This is a genomic window from Microbacterium paludicola, assembly GCF_015235415.1.
Classification (GTDB): Bacteria; Actinomycetota; Actinomycetes; order Actinomycetales; family Microbacteriaceae; genus Microbacterium; species Microbacterium paludicola.
This window is the reverse complement of sequence record NZ_JADGLL010000001.1, coordinates 178137-203350: the sequence shown is the minus strand read 5'-3', so window position 1 is coordinate 203350 and position 25214 is coordinate 178137. Positions and strand designations below refer to the sequence as shown.

The 25214-nt window shown below is 70.5% G+C and carries 24 protein-coding genes and 1 tRNA gene; 8 read left to right on the top strand and 17 right to left on the bottom strand.

The window, feature by feature from the left end; genetic code table 11:
• Positions 1-4: 4 nt before the first annotated feature.
• Positions 5-1384 (bottom strand): MFS transporter, encoded by a 1380-nt coding sequence (locus tag IR155_RS01015; RefSeq protein ID WP_135112247.1) that lies wholly within the window; start codon positions 1382-1384, stop codon positions 5-7.
• 168 nt (positions 1385-1552) lie between these two features.
• Here IR155_RS01015 and IR155_RS01010 point away from each other — a divergent pair, with 168 nt between their 5' ends.
• Positions 1553-2068, top strand: coding sequence for a pyridoxamine 5'-phosphate oxidase family protein (locus IR155_RS01010; protein ID WP_135112245.1), 516 nt, complete (start codon positions 1553-1555; stop codon positions 2066-2068).
• A gap of 7 nt (positions 2069-2075) precedes the next feature.
• On the opposite strand, the gene IR155_RS01005 is transcribed toward IR155_RS01010, so the two are convergent.
• Positions 2076-3719, bottom strand: coding sequence for an NAD-dependent epimerase/dehydratase family protein (locus tag IR155_RS01005; protein ID WP_228066456.1), 1644 nt, complete (start codon positions 3717-3719; stop codon positions 2076-2078).
• 96 nt (positions 3720-3815) lie between these two features.
• Here IR155_RS01005 and IR155_RS01000 point away from each other — a divergent pair, with 96 nt between their 5' ends.
• Positions 3816-4181: a DUF2200 domain-containing protein gene (locus IR155_RS01000; protein ID WP_135112243.1), complete on the top strand. Its 366-nt coding sequence runs from the start codon at positions 3816-3818 to the stop codon at positions 4179-4181.
• 63 nt (positions 4182-4244) lie between these two features.
• Positions 4245-4523: a hypothetical protein gene (locus tag IR155_RS00995; protein ID WP_228066455.1), complete on the top strand. Its 279-nt coding sequence runs from the start codon at positions 4245-4247 to the stop codon at positions 4521-4523.
• A 66-nt stretch (positions 4524-4589) separates the two neighbouring features.
• Here IR155_RS00995 and IR155_RS00990 read toward each other — a convergent pair.
• The 10 genes from IR155_RS00990 to rplU form a co-directional block, all read right to left on the bottom strand.
• Positions 4590-4665 (bottom strand) — tRNA-Ala (locus IR155_RS00990).
• Positions 4666-4737: 72 nt separating this feature from the next.
• The gene (rsfS, locus tag IR155_RS00985) at positions 4738-5124 is read right to left on the bottom strand and encodes a ribosome silencing factor (RefSeq protein WP_135112241.1); all 387 of its coding nucleotides are present in this window, start codon (positions 5122-5124) and stop codon (positions 4738-4740) included.
• A complete protein-coding gene (locus IR155_RS00980; RefSeq protein WP_135112239.1) occupies positions 5124-6347 on the bottom strand; it encodes a hypothetical protein in 1224 nt (407 codons plus the stop codon). The genes rsfS and IR155_RS00980 overlap by 1 nt, the downstream gene beginning before the upstream one ends.
• Entirely contained in the window at positions 6344-6910 is a 567-nt protein-coding gene (nadD, locus tag IR155_RS00975; RefSeq protein ID WP_135112237.1) for a nicotinate-nucleotide adenylyltransferase, read from the bottom strand. The genes IR155_RS00980 and nadD overlap by 4 nt, the downstream gene beginning before the upstream one ends.
• A gap of 46 nt (positions 6911-6956) precedes the next feature.
• A complete protein-coding gene (locus IR155_RS00970; RefSeq protein WP_135112235.1) occupies positions 6957-7178 on the bottom strand; it encodes a hypothetical protein in 222 nt (73 codons plus the stop codon).
• Positions 7179-7237: 59 nt separating this feature from the next.
• Complete coding sequence (locus IR155_RS00965) at positions 7238-8515, bottom strand: glutamate-5-semialdehyde dehydrogenase (protein WP_135112233.1); 1278 nt, start codon at positions 8513-8515, stop codon at positions 7238-7240.
• Between the two features lie 67 nt (positions 8516-8582).
• Complete coding sequence (gene proB / locus IR155_RS00960) at positions 8583-9395, bottom strand: glutamate 5-kinase (protein WP_135112231.1); 813 nt, start codon at positions 9393-9395, stop codon at positions 8583-8585.
• On the bottom strand, positions 9392-10918 hold the full coding sequence (gene obgE, locus IR155_RS00955) for a GTPase ObgE (RefSeq protein WP_135112229.1): 1527 nt from the start codon (positions 10916-10918) through the stop codon (positions 9392-9394). The genes proB and obgE overlap by 4 nt, the downstream gene beginning before the upstream one ends.
• Positions 10919-11002: 84 nt before the next feature.
• The gene (gene rpmA / locus IR155_RS00950; RefSeq protein WP_135112227.1) at positions 11003-11257 is read right to left on the bottom strand and encodes a 50S ribosomal protein L27; all 255 of its coding nucleotides are present in this window, start codon (positions 11255-11257) and stop codon (positions 11003-11005) included.
• Between the two features lie 19 nt (positions 11258-11276).
• Entirely contained in the window at positions 11277-11585 is a 309-nt protein-coding gene (gene rplU, locus IR155_RS00945; RefSeq protein WP_135112225.1) for a 50S ribosomal protein L21, read from the bottom strand.
• A 228-nt stretch (positions 11586-11813) separates the two neighbouring features.
• Between rplU and IR155_RS00940 the strand changes: the two genes are divergently transcribed.
• Positions 11814-12086, top strand: coding sequence for a DUF4031 domain-containing protein (locus tag IR155_RS00940; protein WP_135112223.1), 273 nt, complete (start codon positions 11814-11816; stop codon positions 12084-12086).
• Positions 12087-12142: 56 nt separating this feature from the next.
• Here the strand turns inward: IR155_RS00940 and IR155_RS00935 are convergent, their stop codons facing one another.
• On the bottom strand, positions 12143-14701 hold the full coding sequence (locus IR155_RS00935) for an Rne/Rng family ribonuclease (RefSeq protein ID WP_135112221.1): 2559 nt from the start codon (positions 14699-14701) through the stop codon (positions 12143-12145).
• A gap of 264 nt (positions 14702-14965) precedes the next feature.
• Here IR155_RS00935 and IR155_RS00930 point away from each other — a divergent pair, with 264 nt between their 5' ends.
• Complete coding sequence (locus tag IR155_RS00930) at positions 14966-15553, top strand: vitamin K epoxide reductase family protein (protein ID WP_135112219.1); 588 nt, start codon at positions 14966-14968, stop codon at positions 15551-15553.
• 170 nt (positions 15554-15723) lie between these two features.
• Here IR155_RS00930 and ndk read toward each other — a convergent pair whose 3' ends face one another.
• The 4 genes from ndk to ileS are packed head-to-tail and all read right to left on the bottom strand — an operon-like array spanning position 15724 to position 21293.
• Positions 15724-16140 carry a nucleoside-diphosphate kinase gene (gene ndk / locus IR155_RS00925; RefSeq protein WP_135112217.1) on the bottom strand — a complete coding sequence of 139 codons (417 nt, stop codon included), beginning with the start codon at positions 16138-16140 and terminating at the stop codon, positions 15724-15726.
• A gap of 49 nt (positions 16141-16189) precedes the next feature.
• Positions 16190-16588: a DUF4233 domain-containing protein gene (locus IR155_RS00920; protein ID WP_135112215.1), complete on the bottom strand. Its 399-nt coding sequence runs from the start codon at positions 16586-16588 to the stop codon at positions 16190-16192.
• Complete coding sequence (locus IR155_RS00915; protein ID WP_233441051.1) at positions 16585-17970, bottom strand: bifunctional folylpolyglutamate synthase/dihydrofolate synthase; 1386 nt, start codon at positions 17968-17970, stop codon at positions 16585-16587. Before IR155_RS00915 ends, IR155_RS00920 begins: the two co-directional genes overlap by 4 nt.
• Positions 17967-21293 (bottom strand): isoleucine--tRNA ligase, encoded by a 3327-nt coding sequence (gene ileS / locus IR155_RS00910; RefSeq protein ID WP_135112213.1) that lies wholly within the window; start codon positions 21291-21293, stop codon positions 17967-17969. The genes IR155_RS00915 and ileS overlap by 4 nt, the downstream gene beginning before the upstream one ends.
• Positions 21294-21544: 251 nt before the next feature.
• On the opposite strand from ileS, the gene IR155_RS00905 reads away from it, so the two are divergent.
• The 3 genes from IR155_RS00905 (at position 21545) to IR155_RS00895 (ending at position 25205) form a co-directional block, all read left to right on the top strand.
• Positions 21545-22201 (top strand): pentapeptide repeat-containing protein, encoded by a 657-nt coding sequence (locus tag IR155_RS00905; RefSeq protein WP_135112211.1) that lies wholly within the window; start codon positions 21545-21547, stop codon positions 22199-22201.
• 197 nt (positions 22202-22398) lie between these two features.
• Positions 22399-24963, top strand: coding sequence for a valine--tRNA ligase (gene valS, locus IR155_RS00900; protein ID WP_194210265.1), 2565 nt, complete (start codon positions 22399-22401; stop codon positions 24961-24963).
• Positions 24963-25205, top strand: coding sequence for a hypothetical protein (locus IR155_RS00895; protein WP_135112315.1), 243 nt, complete (start codon positions 24963-24965; stop codon positions 25203-25205). Before valS ends, IR155_RS00895 begins: the two co-directional genes overlap by 1 nt.
• Positions 25206-25214: the final 9 nt, after the last annotated feature.

Below are 25214 nucleotides of genomic sequence, written 5' to 3'. Positions count from 1 at the left end.
AACACTACTCAGTGCGCTGGGACCCGTGCGAGGTCGCCTCGCGCCGCGGGTTGCGGATGCCCGCCCAGGAGGCGAGAGCTCCCGCGGCGAACAGCACCGCGGTGGCGACGGCCGTGCGGTGGAATCCGTCGAGGTCGAGGTCTCCCCCGGCGATGACCGCGATCATCGCGACCACGAGAAGGCCCGCCACCCTGGCGACGGCGTTGTTCACGGCCGAGGCGATGCCCTCGCGGCCCGTGTCGACCGCGCCGAGAACGGCGCTCGTGAGCGGACTGACCGTCACCGTGAGGCCGACGCCCAGCAGGATGATCCCCGGCAGCATCTGCAGCCAGTAGTCGAGCGGATCCCGCGCCGTCAACAGCAGGATCGATCCGATCGCCATGATGGCGGGTCCGGTCGCCATGAACAGCCGGGGGCCCCGGCGGTCCGCCCATCTGCCCACGCGGGACGATCCGAGGATCATGATGACCGTGATCGGCAGCGAGGCGAGCCCCGCGAGCGTGGCGCTGAATCCCGCGGTCTCCTGCAGGAAGACCACGACGGCGAAGCCGTTCAGGGCGAGCGCCGCGTAGACGAACGTGGTCGCCAGGTTGCCGGCCCAGAAGTTGCGGAGCCGGAACAGCGCCAGCGGCAGCACCGGCTCGGACGAGCGCCGCTCGCGCAGCACGAACCCCGCGAACAGGGCCGCCCCGACGAGGAGCGCCGCGATCACGATCGGATCCGCCCAGCCGAGACGCGGACCCTCGATCAACGCGAACACGACGCCGCCGAGCCCGAGGGCGCACAGCGTCGACGCGAGGAGGTCGACGCGTGCGCCGGGCTTCCGCACATCCGGTGTGCCCAGCCCCGCCAGCAGCCACAGCGTGATGCCGATCGGGAGCACGTTGATCAGGAACGCCCAGCGCCAGGATGCGAGGTCGATGAAGAGGCCGCCGATCAGCGGAGCGACGAGCATGGCGGCGCTCGTCGCGGCGGTCCACGCCCCGATCGCCCTGCCGCGCATCGCCTCGCCGAAGTGGGTCGTGATGAGCGCGAGCGAACTCGGCACCAGCAGCGCGCCCGCGATCCCCTGCACGGCCCGGGCGATGACGGCGAACTCGATTCCCGGGGCAGCCGCGATGGCCACCGACGTCACGAGGAAGCCGATCAGCCCGACCCGCAGCACCACTTTGCGCCCATAGAGATCGCTCAGCGAGCCCGCCACCAGGATCAGCGCCCCGAGAGTGACCAGGTAGGCGTTGACCACCCACTGCTGACCCGCGAGGCCCCCGCCCAGATCGGCCCGGATCGCCGGCAGCGCGACGTTCACGATGCTCGAGTCGAGGAAGGCCACAAAAGACGCGAGGATCGCGACCGTGAGCACTCGACGATCGGTCGCAGTCATCCGCTCATCCGGCACGTCTGCACGCTACCCCGGATCGAGGGCGCCGGGGCCCGACGGCGCCCTCACGCGACACGCCGTCCGACCACATCCGGCCCGTGACCCCCTTCCCTCCGCGGAGCACGTCGTCTTGACTGGACGGAGGGACGACACACGACGAAGGCGAGGGATATGAGCAGCGCTCAGGACGACCGCGAGGTCGAGGAACTCCCCACCGGGGAATGCTGGCGGCTCCTCGAGATCGCCGACATCGGCCGCCTCGCCGTCACCCACGGTGACGGAGGCCCGGACGTCTACCCCGTGAACTTCATCGCCCACCAGGGGCGGATCTATCTGCGCTCGGGGGCCGGTCCGAAGCTTCGCAGCATGATCGCGAATCCGGCGGTCGCGATCGAGGTGGACGGCGAGGAGGACGGATTCCACTGGAGCGTCGTCGTGCGCGGCGTGGCAGCCCGCACCGAGGTCGACTCCGAGATCCTCGCATCGGGCGCGGCCCGGCTCGTGAGCCACGAGCCCGCCCGGAAGCCGCATGTGCTCCGCATCACGCCCGACAGCGTGACCGGGCGCCGCTTCGCGAAGCGCTCGACGCCCGGCGAGCCTACGCCTCCGGGGCGAGGGGCTCCGCCCACCGACGCTCCTGGAAAACCGAAACCCATCCCGCACTTCCCGCCGCCCTGGCAGCGCTGAGGTCGCGTCAGTCGACGCGCCCCGCGCGGAACGCCTCCGGCACGATGTGCGCGTGCAGGCGGGTCAGCGTGTCGGCCTGCTCGCGGGCCCGGGCCGCGAGCCGCTGGAACTGCTCGCGCGGCAATCCGAGTTCCGGAGCCAGCTCGGCGAGGGTCTCCCACCCTCCGAGCTTTCCCATGATGGCGCTGCGCATCAGCTCGATCTCCAGCACGGGGGTCATCGGCGAGCCGAGCGGGCGGCCGTTCGTCTTCAGCCGGCCGGCCCGCTCCGCGGCCCAGGCCGCCGCCTGACGGTAGGGGCGGCGTCGGAACTCGAGCGTGGCGAGCAGATCACGGAGGAACCTGCGCTCGTCGCGGGTCTCGCGCGCGATGCGGGCGAGGTCGGCCCCCATGTCGGTGTCGGCGTATGCCTTCGCCATCCGCTCGAGTCGCGCAACACCCGCCGTGGCACCCGTCAGGTGATCGGACAGGTAGAGACCGAGGATGTCGCGCTCGAGGTCTGCGGGCACGCGGTGCGCCGACGCGGCCGGCGGCTGCACCATCCCGTCCGGCGTGCTGGCCGCGGGCGGCTGCTGATCCTGCGGCCACTCCTTGCGGGGCCGCATCGGCGGGCTCGCGGTGCCGCGGCCGTCCGCCATCGCGGTGAGCAGCTCGCTGAGGGCCTCTCTCGCGCCGCGGCGCGGGCTCCAGCCGAGCTCGCGCTGGGCCCGCGACGTGTCCATGAGCGGGGCCGTCATCGCCATGTCGAGCCAGCCGGGGTCCGCCGCGACGGCGTGTGCCCGCCACGCCGCGTGCAGCATGGGGCGCAGCATCCGCGCCGGCACCTCGATGTGCCTGCCGTGACTGAGCACATCCGCGAGGTCGCGAGCGCGCAGCACGGGATCGGTGGCGATGTTGTACGCACCGATCGCCCGCTGCACGATGACCCGACGGTAGGCGTCGGCGAGGTCCGCGCCGTGCACGACCTGCATCCGGATTCCCGCGGGCAAGGTGAGGAGCGGAAGCGCTCCCGGCCGCAGCAGCGCCGGCGGAACGAGCGCCCCCACGAAGAGCCGCACGACCTCGGCTCCGGCATCCGCGTCGAACACGAGCGCCGGGCGCAGCCGCGCATCGGCGAGCCCGCGCCGCTCCCCTTCGTCGAGCACACGCTCCTGCGCCGCCTTGTCCGAGGCGTAGTGCGCACTCGGGATGCCCTGCGTCGGCCACGACTCGTCGCGCAGGTCGTCATCCCGCACGCCCGTGTAGGCGCCCACCGACGACGCGCAGACCAGGTGGGCGACCCCGGCGCGCACACAGGCCTCCACGACGCGCCGCGTGCCGTCGACGTTCGCGCGCCGCAGCAGCTCGCGGTCTCGGTTCGGCTGGATCAGCCACGCGAGGTGGACGACCGTGTCGACGCCCGTGAACGCGGCCGCCAGGCGCGCGATGATCAACTCCTCGCTCTCGTCCCCGAGCAACGGCGTCGCGATGTCGATGAGGTCCCAGCGCGCCGCGTCATACGGCGCAGCAGCGACGTCGGGCGAGCGTCGGGCGATCCCGATGATCTCTCCGACGCCCGGCTCGTCGCGAAGCGCGCGCAGCAACGCGGTGCCGACGTGGCCGCTGGCTCCGACGATGGCGACTTTCAGGGGGGTGTTCGATGCTTCCGGCATGGCTTCCTCCTTGGAGGATCCTCGCCCGCGCTGCGGCCCCTGACCATGGGGTTGCGGTGACGTCGATCTGGCCGTACGGCGGCGCAAACTCGCGGCATGGCCTCGCGAGAGCAGAACCAGGAGCGTCTGTTCAAGACGGCCGTCTCCGCCGTCTACCCGCTGTACGTCCAGAAGGTGGAGCGGAAGGGGCGCACGAAGGCCGAGCTCGACGAGGTCATCGAATGGCTCACCGGCTTCGATCAGGGCGAACTCGAGGCCCACCTCGAGGCGGGAACCACGTTCCGCGACTTCTTCACGCGGGCCGAGATCAATCCGCTGGCGTCGCAGATCACCGGCGTCATCTGCGGAATGCGGGTCGAGGAGATCGACGACCCGCTGATGCAGAGGATCCGCTACCTCGACAAGCTCGTGGACGAGCTTGCCCGGGGCAAGGCGATGGAGAAGGTGCTCCGCGCCGTGTGACCCCTTCGCGGGCGGAATGCAAGCCCCGTTCGCCATTGCGTCGCTCGTCTTATGGTTGCAGTCATGACCGACATCCAGCTGATGCAGCGCGTCGAGGTGTCCATCAATGGCACAGCACACCTTCTCGCCCAGGGACAGCAGCTCACCGCGCTCAAGGAGCGGGTCGAGGAGGCCGTACAGGCCGGCGGAAGATTCATCGACTTCACCGTCGTCGGCAATCGCTCCGTCAGCGTGCTGATCACTCCCGCTGCACAGGTCGTCTTCTCGGTCGAGACCGTGCAGTACGACCCGCGCGACGACGGCGACGAGGCCCACCCGTACGGCGGCATCTTCGACTTCTAGGTCGTTGTGTCGCACACGCCGGGAACGAGAAAACCCCCGGGGAGACCGGGGGTTTCTTCGTGTCGTTGGTGGATCTGAGGGGACTCGAACCCCTGACCCCCTGCATGCCATGCAGGTGCGCTACCAGCTGCGCCACAGACCCAGGTGCTGTCCGGGTAGAAGCCCCGGACAACTCCATAAGCTTACAACAGGAGTACGCGGAGGTGAAATCCGGTCACTCGGCCGGGCGCGTCGAGGCTTCGGGGGCCGCGACCGTGACGGGCAGCACCGGGCAGTCCTTCCACAGGCGCTCGAGCGCGTAGAACGCCCGCTCCTCCTGATGGAAGGCGTGCACCACGAGATCGCCGAAGTCGAGCAGGACCCAGCGCGACTCCGCGCGGCCCTCGCGGCGCAGCCGCTTGTAGCCCGCCTCGTTGAGCTTGTCTTCGATCTCGTCGGCGATCGCCGCGACGTTGCGCTCGCTGCGTCCCGTCACGAGGAGGAAGACGTCGACGAGTGGCAGCGGCTCGGAGACGTCGAGGGCGACGAGGTCCTCGCCGCCCTTCGAATCGGCCGCCGCGGCGGCGATCTCGAGCATGCGCAATGAATCGGCAGAGGCCATCAGCCAAGAACTCCTGTTGTGAATGCGGCGACCACCACGCCGATGAGAGCGATGCCCAGCACACCCGCCGCGATGCCGAGGATCAGGGTCAGGCGGTGCGACTTCTCCGGTGCCGGCGGGCGGATCACCTCCGCTGGGCTCTTCGAAGTGCTCACCGCGTCGCTCGCGGAGATCGGGGTCGGCGACGACGCGAGCGGCAGCTCACCGTCGATCAGCACGACATCCACTTCCTTGCCGTCGGTGGTGCCGGCGGCGTGCCCGCGCGACCCGAACCCGTCGGGAAGCGCGTGAGTGCTGGTGACGAGGATCTCCCCCGTCGCGTCGATCGGCGCGGACAGCGGGATCGCCCCGGGGTCTGTTGCGAGGATCAGCGTGCTGCCCGCCGTGGCCGTGCCGCTCGAGTCGGACGACTGGGTCAGGATCTCCTCGAAGCTCGCCGCGGTGGGCGTGGCGGGAGCCGGTGCCCGTAGCACGGTGGAGCCGAACGCCGGCGCGACAGTGGGGCGCTCCTCCTCGACACCGTCGGCCGGTGCGTCCTCGGCGACGAACACCGTCTGCACGGCCGCGTCCGCGAACTCGTCCTCGGGCCGGGGCTGCTCCGTCTCCTGCTCGGGGGCGGCGTCCTCGTACACCAGCTCGGCCACCGGCACCTCGGCGCCTGCGGGCTCCGTCTGCTCGGAGGGCTGGGCGTCGTCGTCCTGCTCGGCCGCGGGCTGCTCGAACGGCACCTCGACGACCTCGTAGACAACGGACGTCTCGTTCTCGCCGACGATCTTCGTCTCGATGGCGGCGACATGCGGCTCGAAGGCGAGCGGTGCATCCTCGTCGGCGGGAGGGATCACTGCCATCTGGTTTGTGCGCAGCCGCTCCTGCTCGCGCACCTCGCGGCGCGTGAGGGGTCGACCGCCGCCGATGGGCCACGCGGGGGCCGAGGACTCCTCGGCGGCCGCCTCCAGCGCCGCTGCCTCTTCGGCGGGAGCGGGCTCCTCCGCGGGAGCGGCCTCGGGCGCGACGGGCTCCGCGACATCCTCAACGGGTGCCGCGGGCTCGGGCGTCTCCGCTTCGACGACCTCGGGCGCTGCTTCGGCGGGAGCCTCCTCGACTCCCCGGGCGTTGCTTGCGGCCTGGATCTCGGGCGTGATCACAGGCGTCTGGCCGGTCAGTTTCAGCTCGCGCAGCTGCCGGCGCGTCAGCGGCTGCGACGGCTCGTGCGGTGTGCTCATTTCGACTCGCTCCGATACAGATGATGCTTCGCGATGTACTGCACGACCCCGTCAGGCACGAGGTACCAGACCGGGAAGCCGCGACTCACGCGGTCACGGCAGTCCGTCGATGAGATCGCCAGCGCGGGGATCTCGAGCTGGCTCACTTCCGTGGTCGGCAGTCCCGCGAGGTCGAGCACGTGGCCCGGCCGGGACACGGCCACGAAGTGCGCGAGATCCCACAGTTCATCGTGGTCTCTCCAGCTGAGAATCTGCGCCACGGCGTCGGCGCCGCTGATGAAGAACAGCTCGGCGTCCGGCCGCTGCGCCTTCAGGTCGCGGAGCGTGTCGACCGTGTAAGTGAGCCCCTCGCGATTGACGTCGACCCGGCTCACGGTGAAGCGAGGGTTCGAGGCGGTGGCGATGACCGTCATCTCGTACCGCTGCTCGGCGGGCGAGACGTCCTGCTTCTGCCACGGCTTGCCGGTCGGTACGAAGACGACCTCGTCCAGGTCGAACGACTGCGCCACCTCGCTCGCGGCCACGAGGTGACCATGATGGATGGGATCGAACGTCCCACCCATCACCCCGATACGCGGAGGCCTCGGCTGCACCGTCACCTGGGACGACCTAGTGGCCGTGGCCCGTCTCGTGCTCGGAGTGGCCGGCGGATGCGTGCACCTCTGCCGGGTCGGCGTGACGGTTGGCGACGTTGCGGTACGACGCCGTGACGATCGCGAGCAGCGTGAAGACGACAGCCGCGATCACAAAGGCCGGCAAGGTCGCCAGCATCGGGTTGCCGTGGTGTTCCGTCTCGGCGGCGGCGGCGACAAGCGCTGCGGCGAGGTGCATTCGTGCTCCGTTCAAGGTTCTGGCACGGGTGATGAGAACGTGCCGTCCCAGCTTATCTCTCAGACGCGGACCTGACCGGAGCCACGACCGAGCCACTTCGTGCTGGTCAGCTCCGGAAGGCCCATCGGACCGCGGGCGTGAAGCTTCTGGGTCGAGATGCCGACCTCGGCGCCGAACCCGAACTCCGAGCCGTCGGTGAATCGCGTCGACGCGTTCGCCAGCACGACGGCGGAGTCGACCTCGGCGAGGAAGCGCTCGGCGTTGCGGACATCCGTCGTCACGATCGACTCGGTGTGCCCTGTCGAGTACCGACGGATGTGCTCGAGCGCGTCGTCCAGCGAGTCGACGACGCGCATGGCGATGTCGAGGGTCAGGTACTCCGTGGCCCAGTCGTCTTCGGTCGCGGGCTCGACGCCCTCGACGAGCGTGCGGACGGTCTCGTCGCCGTGGATCGTGACGCCCTGTGCCTGCAGGGCCGACGCCACGGGCGCCACGAGGCGCTCCGCCGCGCCACGCAGCACGAGGACGGTCTCGGCGGCGTTGCAGACGCTGGGCCGCTGCACCTTGGCGTTCACGACGATGTCCCGCGCCCATTCCTCGGGCGCGCTGTCGTCCAGGACGATGTGGACGTTTCCAGCGCCGGTCTCGATGACGGGGACGGTCGACTCGGTCACCACGGTCTCGATCAGGCTCGCACTGCCGCGCGGGACGAGCACGTCGACGAAGCCGCGGCCGTGCATGAGGGCCTTCGCGCCGTCGCGTCCGAAGGCGTCGACCGACTGGATCGCGTCGGGCACGATCCCCTGCGCCTCGAGCGCGTCCCGCATCACACCGACCAGCACCGTGTTCGACGAGAGGGCCGCACTGCCGCCGCGCAGCACCACGGCGTTTCCCGACCGCAGCGCGAGCGCGGCGATGTCGACCGTCACATTTGGCCGGGCCTCGTAGATGGCGCCGACCACGCCGAACGGCACGCGCACCTGCTCGAGGTTCACGCCGTTGGGCATGCGGTGCCCGCGGACGATCTCGCCCACGGGGTCCGGGAGTGCGGCGATCTGCCGCACCGCCTCGGCCAGCGCGGCCACGCGAGGGGTGTCGAGGCGCAGGCGGTCGAGCAGCCCCGCGCCGATGCCGTCGCGCTCGCCCCTGGCGAGGTCGTCGGCGTTGGCCGCGATGATCTCATCGCCGTGAGCGAGCAGGGCATCGGCGATCGCGTGCAGCGCATCGGCCTTCTCGCCGCTCGTGAGCCGCGCCGTGACGCGCGCGGCGTCCTTGGCGAGGCGCAGGCGATCCTGCGGCGTGTCGACGGCGACCTCGGCGGTCTCGACGATGCTCATCAGCGCTGTCTCCTCGGGGTGCGAGCGGCGCGTCCGGGACCGGGCCACGGGCCCGTCCGGATCACTGTCATTCCGTGAGTGTACCGAGCGGTGCCGGGGTCGGAGACGGCTCGAACCACGTGCCGACCGGCCCACCGGCGAGGGCCTCGCCGACGAGGTCGGCACCCGTGACCAGCACGCCGATCCCGGCGGCCGCGGCAAGGCGCGCGGCGGACACCTTGGTCGCCGCTCCCCCGGTGCCGACGCTGTTCACGACGGTCGATCCGAACTCCAGCCCGCTGAGGTCGGCGTCGTGCGCGATCACGTCCAGCGGCTCGGCGCCCGGCTCGGTCGGCGGCTTCGTGTAGAGCGACGCGATGTCGCTGAGCAGTACGAGCGCATCCGCCGACACCAGCTTCGCCACGAGCGCGGCGAGCCGGTCGTTGTCGCCGAAGCGGATCTCCTGCGTCGCCACCGTGTCGTTCTCGTTGACGATCGGCAGGACGCCGAGATCGAGCAGGCGATCGATCGCGCGGCGGGCGTTGCTGCGCGGTGTCGGGTTCTCGAGGTCGCTCGCGGTGAGCAGGATCTGCCCGGCAAGGGTCGCGTGCCGATCGAGGCTGTTCTGGTAGCGCCACATCAGCACGTTCTGCCCGACCGCCGCGGCCGCCTGCTGGGAGGCGAGGTCGTTGGGTCGGCCGCCGAGATCGAGGAACGGGATGGCGGTCGCGATGGCTCCCGACGAGACGAGCACCACCTCCGCACCGCGTGCGCGCGCGTCGGCGAGGGCGTCGACGATCACGTCGATGCGCCACGACGACTCGCCGCTGATCGACGAGGAGCCGACCTTCACGACGATGCGGCGCGCGGCCGCGAGACCGGCGCGGTCCTGCGCGGTCACGACGCGTCGTCCTTGGTTCCGGCCTCCTCGGGGAGGTCGTCGCGTCGGGCCCGGCGCACCTCGTCGGCCTCCGCGCGGGCGGCGGCGCGGGCATCCTGACGCGCGTGGTACTGCTCGCGGCGCTCGTTGCTCGTGCGGCGACCGCCCTGCATGAGGCGGGGGTCGGTGCCGCGCGGGGCCTGGATGAGCTCGGCGGCCGAGCCGATCGAGGGCTCCCAGTCGAAGACGACCGAGTCGCCCTCGCCGATGAGAACGGTCGAGCCGGGCGTCGCGCCGGCGCGGAACAGCTCGTTCTCGATGCCGAGCTTGTCGAGGCGGTCGGAGAGGAAGCCCACGGCCTCCTCGTTCTGGAAGTCGGTCTGCTGCACCCAGCGCACCGGCTTCTCGCCCAGGATGCGGTAGATGTTGCCGTAGGTGCCGCCCTCGACCCGGATCTCGAACTCCTTGCGGGAGCCCTTCGGGCGGATGACCACGCGCGGCTGGACGGGCTCGACGGGCTGCGCCTTGCGGTGCTCGTCGATGACCTCGCCGAGCGCGAAGGTCAGCTCGCGCAGCCCCTTGCGGGCGACGGTCGAGATCTCGAACACGCGGTAGCCCTGCGCCTCGAGGTCGGGGCGCACGAACGCGGCGAGTTCCTCGGCCTCGGGGACGTCGATCTTGTTCAGCACGACGATCTGCGGGCGCTCGAGCAGGGGCGTCTGCCCCTCGGGCACGGGGTACGCGCCGAGTTCGGCGCGGATGACCTCGAGGTCGCTGACCGGGTCGCGGCCGGGCTCGAGCGTCGCGCAGTCGAGGACGTGCACGAGCGCGGTGCACCGCTCGACGTGGCGGAGGAACTCGAGACCGAGCCCGCGGCCCTCGCTCGCGCCCTCGATGAGACCGGGCACGTCGGCGACCGTGTAGCGGACGTCGCCCGCCTGCACGACGCCGAGGTTCGGGTGCAGCGTCGTGAACGGGTAGTCGGCGATCTTCGGCCGCGCGGCCGAGATCGCGGCGATCAGGCTCGACTTGCCCGCCGACGGGAAGCCCACCAGCGCCACGTCGGCGACCGTCTTCAGCTCGAGGACGACATCGCCCTCCCAGCCGGGCGTGCCGAGCAGCGCGAAGCCGGGAGCCTTGCGCTTGGGCGACGCCAGCGCCGCGTTGCCGAGGCCGCCGCGGCCACCGGGCGCGGCGATGAAGCGCATCCCCGGCTCGATCATGTCGACGAGCACCTCGCCCGACGGGTCCTTGACGACCGTTCCGACCGGGACGGGAAGCTCGAGGTCCTCGCCCTGCGCGCCCGAGCGCATGTCGCCCATGCCGAATCCGCCGTTGCCCGCCGCGCGGTGCGGCGAGTGGTGGTAGCTCAGGAGCGTCGTCGTCTGCGGGTCGGCGACCAGGATGATGTCGCCGCCGTCGCCGCCGTTCGCGCCGTCCGGGCCTCCCAGCGGCTTGAACTTCTCGCGGCGGACCGAGACGCAGCCGTTGCCGCCCTTGCCGGCACGCAGATGCAGCGTGACCTCATCGACGAACGTGACCATGATCCCCACAGATTCAGATAGATAGAAGAACGGGACGAGCCGAAGCCCGCCCCGTTCCCAAGAGTGCTCGTGCGCGTCGAGTGATTACTCGCCCGCGACGATGTTGACGACCTTGCGGCCGCCCTTGTTGCCGAACTCGACCGCACCGGCGGCGAGGGCGAACAGGGTGTCGTCGCCACCGCGACCGACGTTGGCGCCCGGGTGGAAGTGGGTGCCACGCTGGCGGACGATGATCTCGCCGGCGCTGACGACCTGACCGCCGAAGCGCTTCACGCCCAGTCGCTGGGCGTTGGAGTCGCGACCGTTACGGGTGGAGCTTGCGCCCTTTTTGTGTGCCATTGCTCAGATCCTCCGCTGCTTACTTGATGCCGGTGATCTTGACGCGCGTGAGGTCCTGACGGTGTCCCTGGCGCTTCTTGTAGCCGGTCTTGTTCTTGAACTTCTGGATGACGATCTTCGGGCCGCGAAGGTTGCCGACGACCTCAGCCGTGACCTTGATCTTCGCGAGCTTCTCAGCGTCGGTCGTCACGTTGTCACCGTCGACGAAGAGGACGGCGGGCAGCTCGATCGTCTCGCCCGCAGCAGCCTGCACACGGTCGAGCTGAACGATGGTGCCGACCTCGACCTTCTCCTGCCGGCCGCCGGCGCGCACAACTGCGTAAACCACTTCACACCTGTTTCATTGGGGAGCCTCGTCCGGCTCCGGTATCTCACGGGAAAGACTTCGCTTGCTCTCGCTGGCAGCGAGGGGCGTCTGCAAGACTTTCGTCGCGGCGCTGTCTGGAGCGCGCGACATAGGGGACGCACCAAAGGAATACTCTACCCGATCCAACCTGGATCCGGCAAAAGCGGCGACCCGGCGCGTCGCCACGTTCCCGCTGGTTACGATCGTGCGATGGCGATCCTGGTGGATGATCCGGTCTGGCCCGCGCACGGGCGCCTGTGGGCGCACCTCGTGAGCGACTCGGATCTCGCCGAGCTGCACGCGTTCGCGGCGGCGCAGGACGTGCCGCCGCGCTCGTTCGACCGCGACCACTACGACGTGCCGCAGGATGCCGTCCCGCGCCTGATCGCCGCCGGCGCGCGGCACGTCTCGGGCAAGGAGCTGGTGCGCGCGTTGATCGCCTCCGGGCTGCGCGTGACGGCGCGCCAGCGCCGCCACGGATGACCCGCACGACGCGCGAACGCCGCGCGCGCTGAGCCCGCGGCGTTCGACGACGCCGATCAGTCCTCGGCGAGAGGAGCCGGTGCGACCGGGGTCACCGAGACCGCCGTGCCGGTGAGCGCGGCCGTGGTGACGCGGCGGCTGCGGCTGCGTCCCTGGCCCGGCGCCTTCGGCTCCGGCAGGGCGTTGAGCACGGAGTCCAGCAGCTGCTCGGTCGACGACTTGCGCTGCGGCTGAGCGGGCTCGGCCGCCGGACGCTTGCGGCGCGGCTTCTTCTGACGATCCTCGCGCGGTGCGCCGTCCTGGGCGTCCTGGCGGGGCGCATCCTGCTTCGCGGGCGTGCGGGGCCCCTCGGGCAGCTCGATGCGGACCTCGGGAAGCGTCTCCTGCTTCTCGGGGTGCGACAGCGTCGACGCGGCGATCTGGGCGAGGGCCGACTTCACGCCCTCGGTGATCACGTGCGTGCCCGCGGTGCTGGAGGCCGCGCTCGAGGGCTGGCCTCCCCCGTTGCCCGACTGCCCGTTCGACGACCCGCCGCCGCGCGAGCGCCGGCCGGAGCCGCCGCCGTTGCCGCCCGCGCTGCCACCGCCGTTGCCGTTGCCGACGGGACGGTGCTTGGCGACGGGATCGTGATGCACGATCACGCCGCGGCCGGCGCAGACCTCGCACGCCTCGCTGAAGGTCTCGAGGAGGCCGAGGCCGAGCTTCTTGCGGGTCATCTGCACGAGTCCGAGCGAGGTGACCTCGGCGACCTGGTGCTTCGTGCGGTCGCGGCTCAGGCACTCGACGAGTCGTCGCAGCACGAGGTCGCGGTTCGACTCGAGGACCATGTCGATGAAGTCGACGACGATGATGCCGCCGATGTCGCGCAGCCGCAGCTGGCGGACGATCTCCTCGGCGGCCTCGAGGTTGTTCTTGGTGACCGTCTCCTCGAGGTTTCCGCCCGAGCCGACGAACTTGCCGGTGTTGACGTCGACGACGGTCATCGCCTCGGTGCGGTCGATCACGAGCGAGCCGCCCGACGGCAGCCAGACCTTGCGGTCGAGCGCCTTCTCGATCTGCTCGGTGATGCGGAACGCGTCGAAGGGATCCTGCTGGTCCTCGTACTTCTCGACCCGGTCGAGCAGGTCGGGGGCGACGCCCTCGAGGTAGCTGGTGATGGTGCTCTGCGCGTCGGCGCCCTGGATGAGCATCTTCGTGAAGTCCTCGTTGAAGACGTCGCGGACGATCTTCACCAGGAGGTCGGGCTCGCTGTGGAGCAGGCTCGGGGCGTTGCCCTTCTCGACCATCGCGTTGATGTGCGCCCACTGCGAGGTGAGGCGGTTCACATCCCGGGTCAGCTGCTCCTCGGTGGCGCCCTCGGCGGCTGTGCGGACGATGACGCCCGACGACTCGGGCAGCACCTCCTTGAGGATCTTCTTCAGGCGCGAGCGCTCCGTGTCGGGCAGCTTGCGCGAGATGCCGTTCATGGCGCCGCCCGGCACGTAGACCAGGTAGCGACCGGGCAGGGAGATCTGGCTCGTCAGACGGGCACCCTTGTGGCCAACGGGGTCCTTTGTGACCTGCACGAGGACCTTGTCGCCCGGCTTGAGGGCGAGCTCGATGCGGCGGGGCTGGTTGCCGGTCTCGACCGAGTCCCAGTCGACCTCGCCCGAGTAGAGGACGGCGTTGCGGCCGCGCCCGATGTCGACGAAGGCGGCCTCCATGCTCGGCAGCACGTTCTGCACGCGACCGAGGTAGACGTTGCCGATCAGCGACGCGTCCTGGCTGCGCGCCACGTAGTGCTCGACGAGGACGTTGTCCTCGAGCACCGCGATCTGCACACGCCCACTCTTCGAGCGAACGATCATCTGGCGGTCGACCGCCTCGCGGCGCGCGAGGAACTCGGCCTCGGTCACCACGGGACGGCGACGGCCCGCCTCGCGGCCGTCGCGGCGGCGCTGCTTCTTCGCCTCGAGTCGCGTCGATCCCTTGATCCGCTGCGGCTCGGTGATGACCTCGACGACGCGCTGGCGGCGGCGCGGGGCCTCCTCGGCCTGCGCGGGGGCAGGGGCCTCGTCGGCACCATCGCTGCCGCCGCGGCGGCGACGACGTCGCGACGAGCGCGCCGAGCTCGGCTCCTCCTGGGCGGGAAGCGCGGGAAGCGGCTGGATGTCGGGCGCGTAGAAGTGGAGAGCGGTCGAGACCTGCGACACGAACTGCTCGGGAAGCAGCCCGAGGCTCACGGCCGTCGGGCGCTCCGGGGTCTCGGGCTCGGCCTCGGTGGTCGGTGCGGGCTCAGCATCAGCCGGCTCGGCATCAGCCGGCTCGGAGCCTGCGGGCTCGGCCTCGCCGGGCTCGGCGGGCTCGGTGGCGTCAGCCGCGTCGGCCTCCGGCTCCGTGGCCTCAGGCGCGTCGGCCTCCGGCTCGGCGACCGCGCGCTCGCTCTCCGCGGCGGGCTGCTCATCGACCGGCGCCACGTCGGCGGGCTGGTCCTCGGACGGCTGCTCTTCGGTCGGCTGCGCGTCGGCGGCAGCCTCGACGGGCTGCTCGCTCTCGGAAGCCTGAGCCTCGGGCGCTACCGCGTCCGCAGGCTCGTCGAAGGTGCGCTCGTCGTGTTCATTGTTCTGTTCAGCCATTGCTGGCGTACTCCCTGCGGGCGGACATCCGCGCGTCGCCCGGAAATCTCGTGCGGCTCCGCCTCGGCGGCTCCGCGAACTCATTCGGCCTGCGACCGGCTCATGGCTCTGGTCGCGCGGGGCATCCGTTGCCCCGAAGTCTTCAATCGACGCGGAACGCGGCGCGGCCGCGAGATGCGTCAGGTGTCATTATCGCACCCCGCGCGCGGTTATCGCACGCACGCGCGGCACGACGGCGCGTGAGACCCGGGAGACAATGGTGCGGTGACCGAATCGCCGCGCCGCCCCGTCGTCCTCGCCGTCTGGCTCGTGATCGCCGGAGTCATCGGCTGGTGGGCGGCCTTCTCGCTCACGATCGAGCGCTTCCACAGCCTGCAGAACCCGGGCACGGACGCATCCTGCGACTTCAGCCTGCTTGTCCAGTGCTCGGCGAACCTCGAGTCGGCGCAGGGCTCGGCGTTCGGCTTCCCGAACCCGATCCTCGGCCTCACCGGGTGGGTCGCCCCGATCGTCGTGGGGATGGCGCTGCTCGCCGGAGCGCGCTTCGCCACCTGGTTCTGGCTGCTGTTCCTCGCCGGCATGACGTTCGCGTTCGGCTTCGTCGTGTGGCTGATCGGCCAGAGCATCTTCGTGCTGGGAACGCTGTGCCCGTGGTGCATGGTGACGTGGGTCGTGACGATCCCGTCGTTCTATGCGGTGCTGCTGCACACAATCCGTGTCGTCGGCGGATCCGGGGCACGGCGGGTCGCCGGGACGCTCATGGGCTGGCTGCCGCTGTTCGCCATCGTGAGCTACGCGGTGATCGCCGTGCTCGCCGAGCTGCGCCTCCACGTGCTCGACAACCTGTTCTAGGCCCGTCGGTCCACAGACGCGAGGGGCCGCTCTCCTTCGGTCGTTGAGTGAGGGCGTCCACGCCCGAGTCGAAACGGCCCGGACCGCCGGGGGCTTCACGCCGTGGCACGTCCGGACCGTTTCGACTCGTCGCTTCGCTCCTCGCTCAACGAACGAGGGGCGACTTCAGTTCACGCGAACCAGATCGCGAGCTCGCGGGACGCCGACTCGGGCGAGTCGGAGCCGTGCACGAGGTTCTGCTGCACCGCGACGCCCCAGTCACGACCGAAGTCGCCGCGGATCGTGCCGGGCGCCGCGGTCGTCGGGTCGGTGGTTCCCGCGAGCGAGCGGAAGCCCTCGATGACGCGGTTGCCGGCGACGCGGATGGCGACCACCGGGCCGGACATCATGAACTCGAGCAGCGGCTCGTAGAACGGCTTGCCCTCGTGCTCGGCGTAGTGCTGCGCGAGAAGGTCGCGGCTCGGCTCGACGAGGCGGATGTCGACGAGCGAGTAGCCCTTCGCCTCGATGCGAGCGAGGATCGATCCGGTCAGTCCCCGGGCGACGCCGTCCGGCTTGATGAGGACGAGGGTCTCTTCGGTGGCCATGTGCTCTCTCTCCGTTGCGTTTGTCACTGCCGCACGGGGCGGCGTTCGGTCAGTTCGAGTCGTCGTGCGCGGCGCGCTGTGCGGCGATCCGGCGCTCGATCCGTCCGCCTCCGATCGTCGCATACGCCCACATGCCGCCGAAGACGAGCGCGACCAACAGGATGGCCGGCACCACGAAGGCACCGAGCGCGACGACCACCTGGAGCACCCAGCCGATCACGAAGCCGGATCTGCGCCGCAGCAGACCGGACGTGAGGAACATCGCCAGCCCCACGACGGCACCGGCGACGATCCCCCACCAGGGCGCGATCGGCTCGGGCAGCGCGCGCAGCCCGTAGATCACAAGCCCGGCGAGGAACACGACGATCGCCTCGAACCCGAGGACGACCTGACCGAGCTTCTCGGGCAGGGAGCGGTAGCGAGGCGCCTTCGGCGCGGGCTCGCTCATCCCTTCCACCCGGACTTCCAGTCGTCCGCCTCCGAGAGCGTCAGCGCCTCACCCGCGAGCAGCACCGATCCGGCGATCGCGACCGCGCGGCGCGGGCTCTCCGACGCCCACTCCCGTGCGGCGTCGGCGGCGTCCGCGAGGTTCGGGTGCACCGTGGTGCGCAGCCCCGCGCTCTCGACGAGATCCGCCAGCGAGTCCGGCTCCGTCGCGCGCTCCGACTCGGGAGCGGTGACGAACACATGCGCCGCGATCGGGCCGAGCTCGCGCAGGATGCCGATCGCGTCCTTGTCTCCGAGCACACCGAGCACGAGGCCCCACTCGTCGAAGTCGAACGCCTCGCGCAGGGCGGCGGCGAGGGCCGCGGCGCCGTGCGGGTTGTGCGCGGCGTCCACGACGACGGTCGGCTCGACGCCCACCAGCTGCAGGCGTCCGGGAGACGTCGCCTCGGCGAGCCCCTCGGTCAGCACGGCCCCGGCGATCGGCTGCGATGCGCCGCCGATCAGCGACTCGACGGCGGCGATAGCGAGCGCGGCGTTCGCACCCTGGTGGCGCCCGTACAGCGGCAGGTACTCCTCGGGGTACTCCCCCGCGAGGCCCTTCACCGTGATCAGCTGCCCGCCGACGGCGAGCTTGTCCTCGGCGAGGGCGAAGTCGGCGCCCTCGAACGCGATCTCGGCGCCCTTCGCGGCCGCGACGCGGCGGAGCACCGCCTCGGCCTCGGGGCGCTGGCGGGCCGAGACGACGCGCGCGCCGTCCTTGATGATCCCGGCCTTCACCGTCGCGATCTCCGCGATCGTCTCGCCGAGGCGGTCGGCGTGGTCGACATCGATCGGCGCGAAGACCGCCACGTCACCGTCGGCGGTGTTCGTCGAGTCCCACTCGCCACCCATGCCGACCTCGAGGACCAGCACGTCGATCGGCGCGTCGGCGCACGCGACGAACGCGAGCACGGTGAGCAGCTCGAAGAAGGTCAGCGGCTCCTCGTCCTTCGCCTCGAGCTCGGCGTCGACGATGCCCACGAACGGCTCGATCTCCTCCCAGGCATCCGCGACGGCGGCGTCCGCGATGGGGCGGCCGTCGATCAGGATGCGCTCGGTGAAGCGCTCGAGATGCGGGCTGGTGAACAGGCCGGTGCGCAGCCCGTGCGCACGGATGAGGCTCTCGATGATCCGGCTCGTCGAGGTCTTCCCGTTCGTGCCCGTCACGTGCACGACGCGATAGGTGCGCTGCGGATCGTCGAGCAGCTCGAGCACGCGCGCGGTGCGCTCCTTGCGCGGCTGCACCCACCGCTCGCCCGCACGCGAGAGCAGCGTCTCGTAGACCGCGTCGGCGCGCCGGCGGTCCTCCGGGGTCCCCTCGACGATGTCCTCGCTGTCGCTCACTTGGCGGCTCCGATCCGGCTCACGGCGACCGCGAAGTCGCCCCTGTTCGCGTATGTGCCCTTGCTCACCACGGCGGTGTGCTCGGCCTCGCCCGGGGTCGACCCGGTCGTGACCGCATGCTCGACCGCGAGGGTCTCCCCCGCCACGTCGGCCACGTCGAACGCGCTGCGCACGGCGGCGGCATCGGCCTCGTCCGCGAAGGCGAGGGAGAGACGGATCCGGTCGCTCACGTCGAAGCCCGCCGCCTTCCGGGTGTCCTGCACGGCGCGGATGACGTCGCGCGCGAGGCCCTCGGCCTCCAGCTCGGGCGTCGTGTTGGTGTCCAGCAGCACGAAGCCGCCCGTCGGCAGCAGCGCGAGCGCCTCGCCCTCGGGACGTCCGGTGGTCTCGAGCACGAGCTCGTACTCGCCCGGCTCCAGCGCCAGTCCGCCCGCGGTGACGACGCCGTCCTGCTCCGACCAGTCGCCCTCCTTCGCGGCGCGGATCGCCTGCTGCACCTGCTTGCCCAGGCGCGGTCCGGCGGCGCGCGCGTTGACCGTGAGCCGGTGCGAGATGCCGTACTCGGCTGCCGTGTCGTCGCCCAGCGCCACGAGCTCGACCGCCTTGACGTTCAGCTCCTCGCGCAGGATGTCCTCGAACTGGCCGAGACCGGCGTGGCCTGTCACGACCGTGAGCTTCGCGAGCGGCAGGCGCACGCGCAGCCCCTCCTTCTTGCGGAGCGCGTTCGCGACGCTCGAGGCCTCGCGCACGGCGTCCATCGCCTCGCGGATGTCGGCGGCCTCCGGGAACGCGGTCGCATCCGGCCAATCCGTCAGGTGCACGCTGCGGCCGCCCGTCAGGCCCTGCCACACGCGCTCCGCCACCAGCGGGATGAGCGGCGCCGCGACGCGCGTGAGCGTCTCGAGCACCGTGTACAGCGTGTCGAAGGCCTCGCGGCTCTTCGGATCCTCCGTCACGCCCGTCCAGAAGCGGTCGCGCGAACGCCGGATGTACCAGTTCGTCAGCACCTCGGCGAAGTCGCGCAGGCGCGCGGCGGCCGTGGTCGAGTCGAGTGCGTCGAGGTCGGCGGCGACGTCGCGCACGAGCTCGCCGAGCAGGGCGAGGATGTACCGGTCGAGCACGTCGGTGGAGTCGATGCGCCACTGCGCCTCGTATCCGGATCCCTCGGGTCCGCCCGCCGCGTTCGAGTACGTCGCGAAGAAGTACCACGAGTTCCACAGCGGCAGCAGAAACTCGCGCACGCCCGCGCGGATTCCCTCCTCGGTGACGATGAGGTTGCCGCCGCGCAGCACGCTCGACGACATCAGGAACCAGCGCATCGCGTCGGATCCGTCGCGGTCGAACACCTCGGACACGTCGGGGTAGTTGCGCAGCGATTTCGACATCTTCTGCCCGTCGCTTCCGAGCACGATGCCGTGGCACGAGACGCCCGAGAACGCGGGACGGTCGAACAGCGCGGTCGAGAGCGCGTGCATCACGTAGAACCAGCCGCGCGTCTGACCGATGTACTCGACGATGAAGTCGGCCGGGGCGTGGGTGTCGAACCAGTCGGCGTTCTCGAACGGGTAGTGCACCTGCGCGAACGGCATCGATCCCGAGTCGAACCACACGTCGAAGACGTCCTCGATCCGGCGCATCGTGCTCTGCCCCGTGGGATCGTCGGGGTTCGGGCGGGTCAGGTCGTCGATGTACGGGCGGTGAAGATCCACCTCGCCCTGCTCGTTGCGCGGCAGGGTGCCGAAGTCGCGCTCGAGCTCCGCGAGCGAGCCGTAGACGTCGACGCGCGGGTGGTTCGGGTCATCCGACTTCCAGACCGGGATCGGCGATCCCCAGAACCGGTTGCGGCTGATCGACCAGTCACGCGCACCCTCGACCCACTTGCCGAACTGGCCGTGCTTGACGTTCTCGGGCGACCAGGTGATCTGCTCGTTGAGCTCGACCATGCGGTCCTTGAAATCGGTGACGCGGACGAACCAGCTCGACACCGCCTTGTAGATCAGAGGGTTCCGGCAGCGCCAGCAGTGCGGGTACGAGTGCTCGTACGACTGCAGGCGCAGCAGGCGGCCGTTCTGACGCAGCAGACGCACGAGCGGCGTGTTCGCGTCCATCCAGAGCTCGCCCGCGACATCCGGCACCATGTCGAGGAACCGGCCGTCGTCGCCGAGCGAGACGATGGTCGGGATGCCGGCGGCGTCGTTCAGTCGCTTGTCGTCCTCGCCGTAGGCGGGGGCCTGGTGGACGATTCCCGTGCCGTCGCCGGTCGTGACGTAGTCGTCGACGAGGATGCGCCAGGCGTTCTGCGTGCCCCACTTCTCGGTGTCGGCGAAGTAGTCGAAGAGCCGCTCGAAGGTGACGTCGGCGAGGTCGGCGCCGGCCACGCGCGTGCGCACGGCCGCCTTCGCATCGTCGGCCGACTCGTAGCCGAGGTCCTTCGCGTAGCCGCCCAGCAGGTCCTCGGCGAGCAGGAACTCGTCGCCCGCGGCGCCCTCCTTCGCGCCGTTCGGCCCGACGGGCACCACGGCGTACGTGATGCCGGGCCCGACCGCGAGCGACATGTTGGTGGGAAGCGTCCACGGCGTCGTCGTCCAGGCGAGCGCTCGCGCGCCCTCGATGCCGAGAGCCGCCGCCTTCTCGCCCGTGAGCGGGAACGTCACGGTCACCGACGGATCCTGGCGGTTCTTGTAGACGTCGTCGTCCATCCGAAGCTCGTGCGTGGACAGCGGCGTCTGGTCGCGCCAGCAGTACGGCAGCACGCGGTAGCCCTCGTACGCGAGTCCCTTGTCGAACAGCTGCTTGAAGGCCCACAGCACGCTCTCCATGAACGTGGTGTCGAGCGTCTTGTAGCCGCGGTCGAAGTCGACCCAGCGCGCCATGCGCGTGACGTAGTCCTGCCACTCGCGCGTGTAGGTGAGGACGGACTCGCGCGCCTTGGCGTTGAACGTGTCGACGCCCATGGCCTCGATCTCGCTCTTCTCGGTGATCCCGAGCTGCTTCATCGCCTCCAGCTCGGCCGGGAGGCCGTGCGTGTCCCAGCCGAACACGCGGTCGACCTTGCGACCCCGCATGGTCTGGAAGCGCGGGAAGAGGTCCTTCGCGTAGCCGGTGAGCAGGTGGCCGTAGTGCGGCAGGCCGTTCGCGAACGGCGGGCCGTCGTAGAAGACCCACTCCTCGGATCCCTCGCGCTGCTCGATCGACGCGCGGAAGGTGTCGTCCTGCTGCCAGAACGACAGCACGTCGCGCTCGATGTCGGGGAAGCGCGGGCTCGGCGCGATCGCGCTCTGCGCGTCGGCAGCGGGACCAAAGGAAGACTTCGGGTAGGTCATCAGCACTCCAGCAGATCCGGTGACGGTCTGCGAGGACGACCTCTGCCGACGAACGACAGGTGCCGCGGTACCACCCCGCGTTGCGTGGTGCCGAAGCACCGCGCCGCTCTCACTGCGGCTGTGACGGGCCTGCCCCGCGCGGTTCTACTGGGGCCGAAGCCTGTTCTTCCGCGAGCTCCCCGGTGATGGCCGGATCGATGCCGTTCCCTCGATTCTACGGGGTCGCCGCCGTCCGGGGATACCGTGGCGGAATGGCCAGATCCGTCGTCCGTCCCGCCCCGCCCCGCGTCTCGTCGCCCGATCTGCCGAATCGGCTCGAGGATGGCGTCCCGAGGCGTGGGATGGATGCGCACCAGCAGCGCTTCGCCGGGCTCGACGCTTCCGTGGATCTCGCGCATGCGTCGCTCGAGGAGTGCGCGATCGACGACGCCGCCGTCGACTCGCTCGATCTGCTCGGAGCGACCCTGATCGACGTGTCGGTCTCGAACCTGCGGGCGGCGTCCGTGTCGGCGCGCGACACGACGATCCGGCGTCTGCGCGTCACCGGTGGCCGCATCGGCACGCTCGATCTCACGGGAGCGCAGGTCGCGGAACTCGAGCTGCGCGACGTCCGCATCGACTATCTGACGCTCGCCGGATCGCGCGCGGAGGACATCCTGGTCTCCGGGTGCACGATCCGCGCCCTGGATCTGCCGCACGCGACGCTCACGCGCGTCGCCTTCGACGACTGCCGGGTGGACGAGGTCGATCCGCGCGGAATGCGCTCGGCCGACGTCGACCTGCGCGGGCTCGACGCCGTGGGCTTCCTCGACGTGCTCTCGCTGCGCGGCGTCACCCTCTCGTCGCTCCAGGTCGAGCGTCTCGCCCCGGTCTTCGCCGTGGCGGCCGGCATCGACGTCCGCGACTGAGGCTCCGGCGCGTCCGCCCGACGGCTTCTTCGGAGATGCCGCGTTCTCCGGAGGCGAAGCGGGCGATTCGGACCGGAGAAGCCGGGATCTCCGGAGAACCCGTCACCGTGAGCCACTCGCGACCTCCCGGTAGACTCGAGGCACAACCCCACACTCAGGCACGCAGACACCGTGCCGCATATAACGAGGAGATCCTTATGGCCGCCATTCCCGACAAGCCCGCGCTCGAGGGTCTCGAATCCAAGTGGGGATCCGCCTGGGAAGAGCAGGGCACGTACCTGTTCGACCGTGACGCGGCGAAGGCCGCCGGTCGCGCGCGCGTCTACTCGGTCGACACTCCCCCGCCCACGGCATCGGGATCGCTGCACATCGGCCACGTGTTCTCGTACACGCACACCGACGTCAAGGCGCGCTTCGAGCGCATGCGCGGCAAGACCGTGTTCTACCCGATCGGCTGGGACGACAACGGCCTGCCGACCGAGCGCCGCGTGCAGAACTACTACGGCGTGCGATGCGACCCGTCGCTTCCGTACGACCCCGACTTCACGCCGCCGTTCGAGGGGAACGCCAAGAGCCTGAAGGCCGCCGACCAGGTGCCCGTCAGCCGCCGCAACTTCATCGAGCTGTGCGAGACCCTCACCGTCGAGGACGAGAAGACCTTCGAGGAGGTCTGGCGCGCGCTCGGCCTCTCGGTCGACTGGACGCAGACGTACCGCACGATCTCGGACGACACCATCCGGACGAGCCAGCTCGCCTTCCTGCGCTCGGCTGACCGCGGCGAGGCGTACCGCGCCCTGGCGCCGACGCTGTGGGATGTCGACTTCCGCAGCGCGATCGCGCAGGCCGAGCTCGAGGATCGCGAACAGCAGGCCTCCTTCCACCGGATCGCGTTCGCGAAGACGGATGGATCGGGCGACATCGAGATCATGACGACGCGCCCGGAGCTGCTCGCGGCCTGTGTCGCGCTCGTGGCGCACCCCGACGACGAGCGCTACCAGCCCTACTTCGGCAAGACCGTGACCACGCCGGTCTTCGGCGTCGAGGTCCCGGTGCTGCCGCACCCGCTGGCGCAGCCCGACAAGGGCACCGGCATCGCGATGATCTGCACCTTCGGTGACGTGACGGACATGATCTGGTGGCGCGAGCTGGATCTGCCGATCCGCACGATCATCGGCCTCGACGGCCGCGTGGTCGCCGACGCCCCCGAGGCGATCACCAGCGACGAGGGCAAGGCCGCGTACGCCGAGCTCGCGGGCCTGACGGTCTTCAGCGCAAAGAAGAAGATGGCCGAGCTGCTCGAGGCGTCCGGTCGCCTGCTCGAGGTGGGCAAGCCCTTCATGCACCCCGTGAAGTTCTTCGAGAAGGGCGACCGCCCGCTCGAGATCGTCTCGACGAAGCAGTGGTACCTGACGAACGGCGCGCGCGACGAGAAGCTCAAGGAGCGCCTGCTCGAGCTCGGCCGCCAGATCGAATGGCACCCCGAGTTCATGCGCGTCCGCTACGAGAACTGGGTGAACGGCCTCACCGGCGACTGGCTCGTCTCGCGCCAGCGGTTCTTCGGCGTGCCGATCCCCGTCTGGTACGCCCTCGACGAGAACGGCGACCAGAGCGACGTCCTGTTCGCGACCCCCGACCAGCTGCCCGTCGACCCGTCGACGGATGTGCCGGCCGGCTTCACCGAGGAGCAGCGCGGCGTGCCGGGCGGGTTCATCGGGGAGACGGATGTGCTCGACACCTGGGCCACGTCCTCGCTCACGCCGCAGATCGTCGGCGGCTGGCAGCGCGACGAGGAGCTCTGGAACCTCGTGGCGCCGTTCGACGTGCGCCCGCAGGGCCAGGACATCATCCGCACCTGGCTGTTCTCGACGCTGCTGCGCAGCGCGCTCGAGGACGACCGCACCCCGTGGGCGAACGCCTCGATCTCGGGCTTCATCGTCGACCCCGACCGCAAGAAGATGTCGAAGTCGAAGGGCAACGTCGTCACCCCTGCCGACATCCTCGCGCAGCACGGCTCCGACGCGGTGCGCTACTGGGCCGCCTCGAGCCGACTCGGCACCGACGCGGCGTTCGACCCGCAGAACCCGACGCAGATCAAGATCGGTCGCCGCCTCGCGATCAAGCTGCTCAACGCGGCGAAGTTCGTGCTCGGCTTCCCGGTGCCGGATGGCGCCGAGGTGACCGAGCCCCTCGACCTGTCGATGCTCGCCACGCTCGATCGCGTCGTCGCCGATGCCACCAAGGCGCTGGAGGCGTACGACCACGCCCGCGCGCTCGAGGTGTCGGAGTCGTTCTTCTGGACGTTCTGCGACGACTACCTCGAGCTCGTCAAGGAGCGTGCGTACGACCAGACCAACCCCGGTCAGGCCTCGGCGGCGCTCGCCCTGCGCACGGCGCTCGAGACGCTGATCCGCCTGTTCGCCCCGGTGCTGGCGTTCGCTGCCGAGGAGACGTGGTCGTGGTTCCGCGAGGGATCCGTCCACACCGCCGGATGGCCGACGCCCGCGGGCGTCGAGGGCGACCTCGCGGTGCTCACCGCCGCGAGCGAGGCCCTGATCGGCGTCCGGCGCGCGAAGACCGAGGCGAAGGCGTCGCAGAAGACCCCCGTGGCCTTCGCGGCGATCGCCGCCCCCGCGGCCACCGCCGCGGCCCTGCGCCTGGCGGCCGGCGACCTGAAGGCCGTGGGGCGCATCCAGGAACTCGAGATCACTGACGGCGAGGAGTTCGCGGTGACGCGCATCGACCTCGCGGAGACGGAGGCATGATGCAGCTCGGAACCCGTTGGACGGCAGGATCGCAGCCGCCCGCATCGGTGCCCGCGGAGCTTCGCGAGACGATCGCGAAGGTCGAGGAGCACCTTCCCGAAGGCCCGAAGCCCGGGTGGACGCTGACCTGGCTCGAGGGTCGCCCGATCGCCGAGCTCGACACGGGCGTCACCGTCTCACTCGCGCCGGACGGCGAGGCCGTAGTCGGTCACATCGACGGCATGGACGACGACGAGCGCTGACCGGATGCA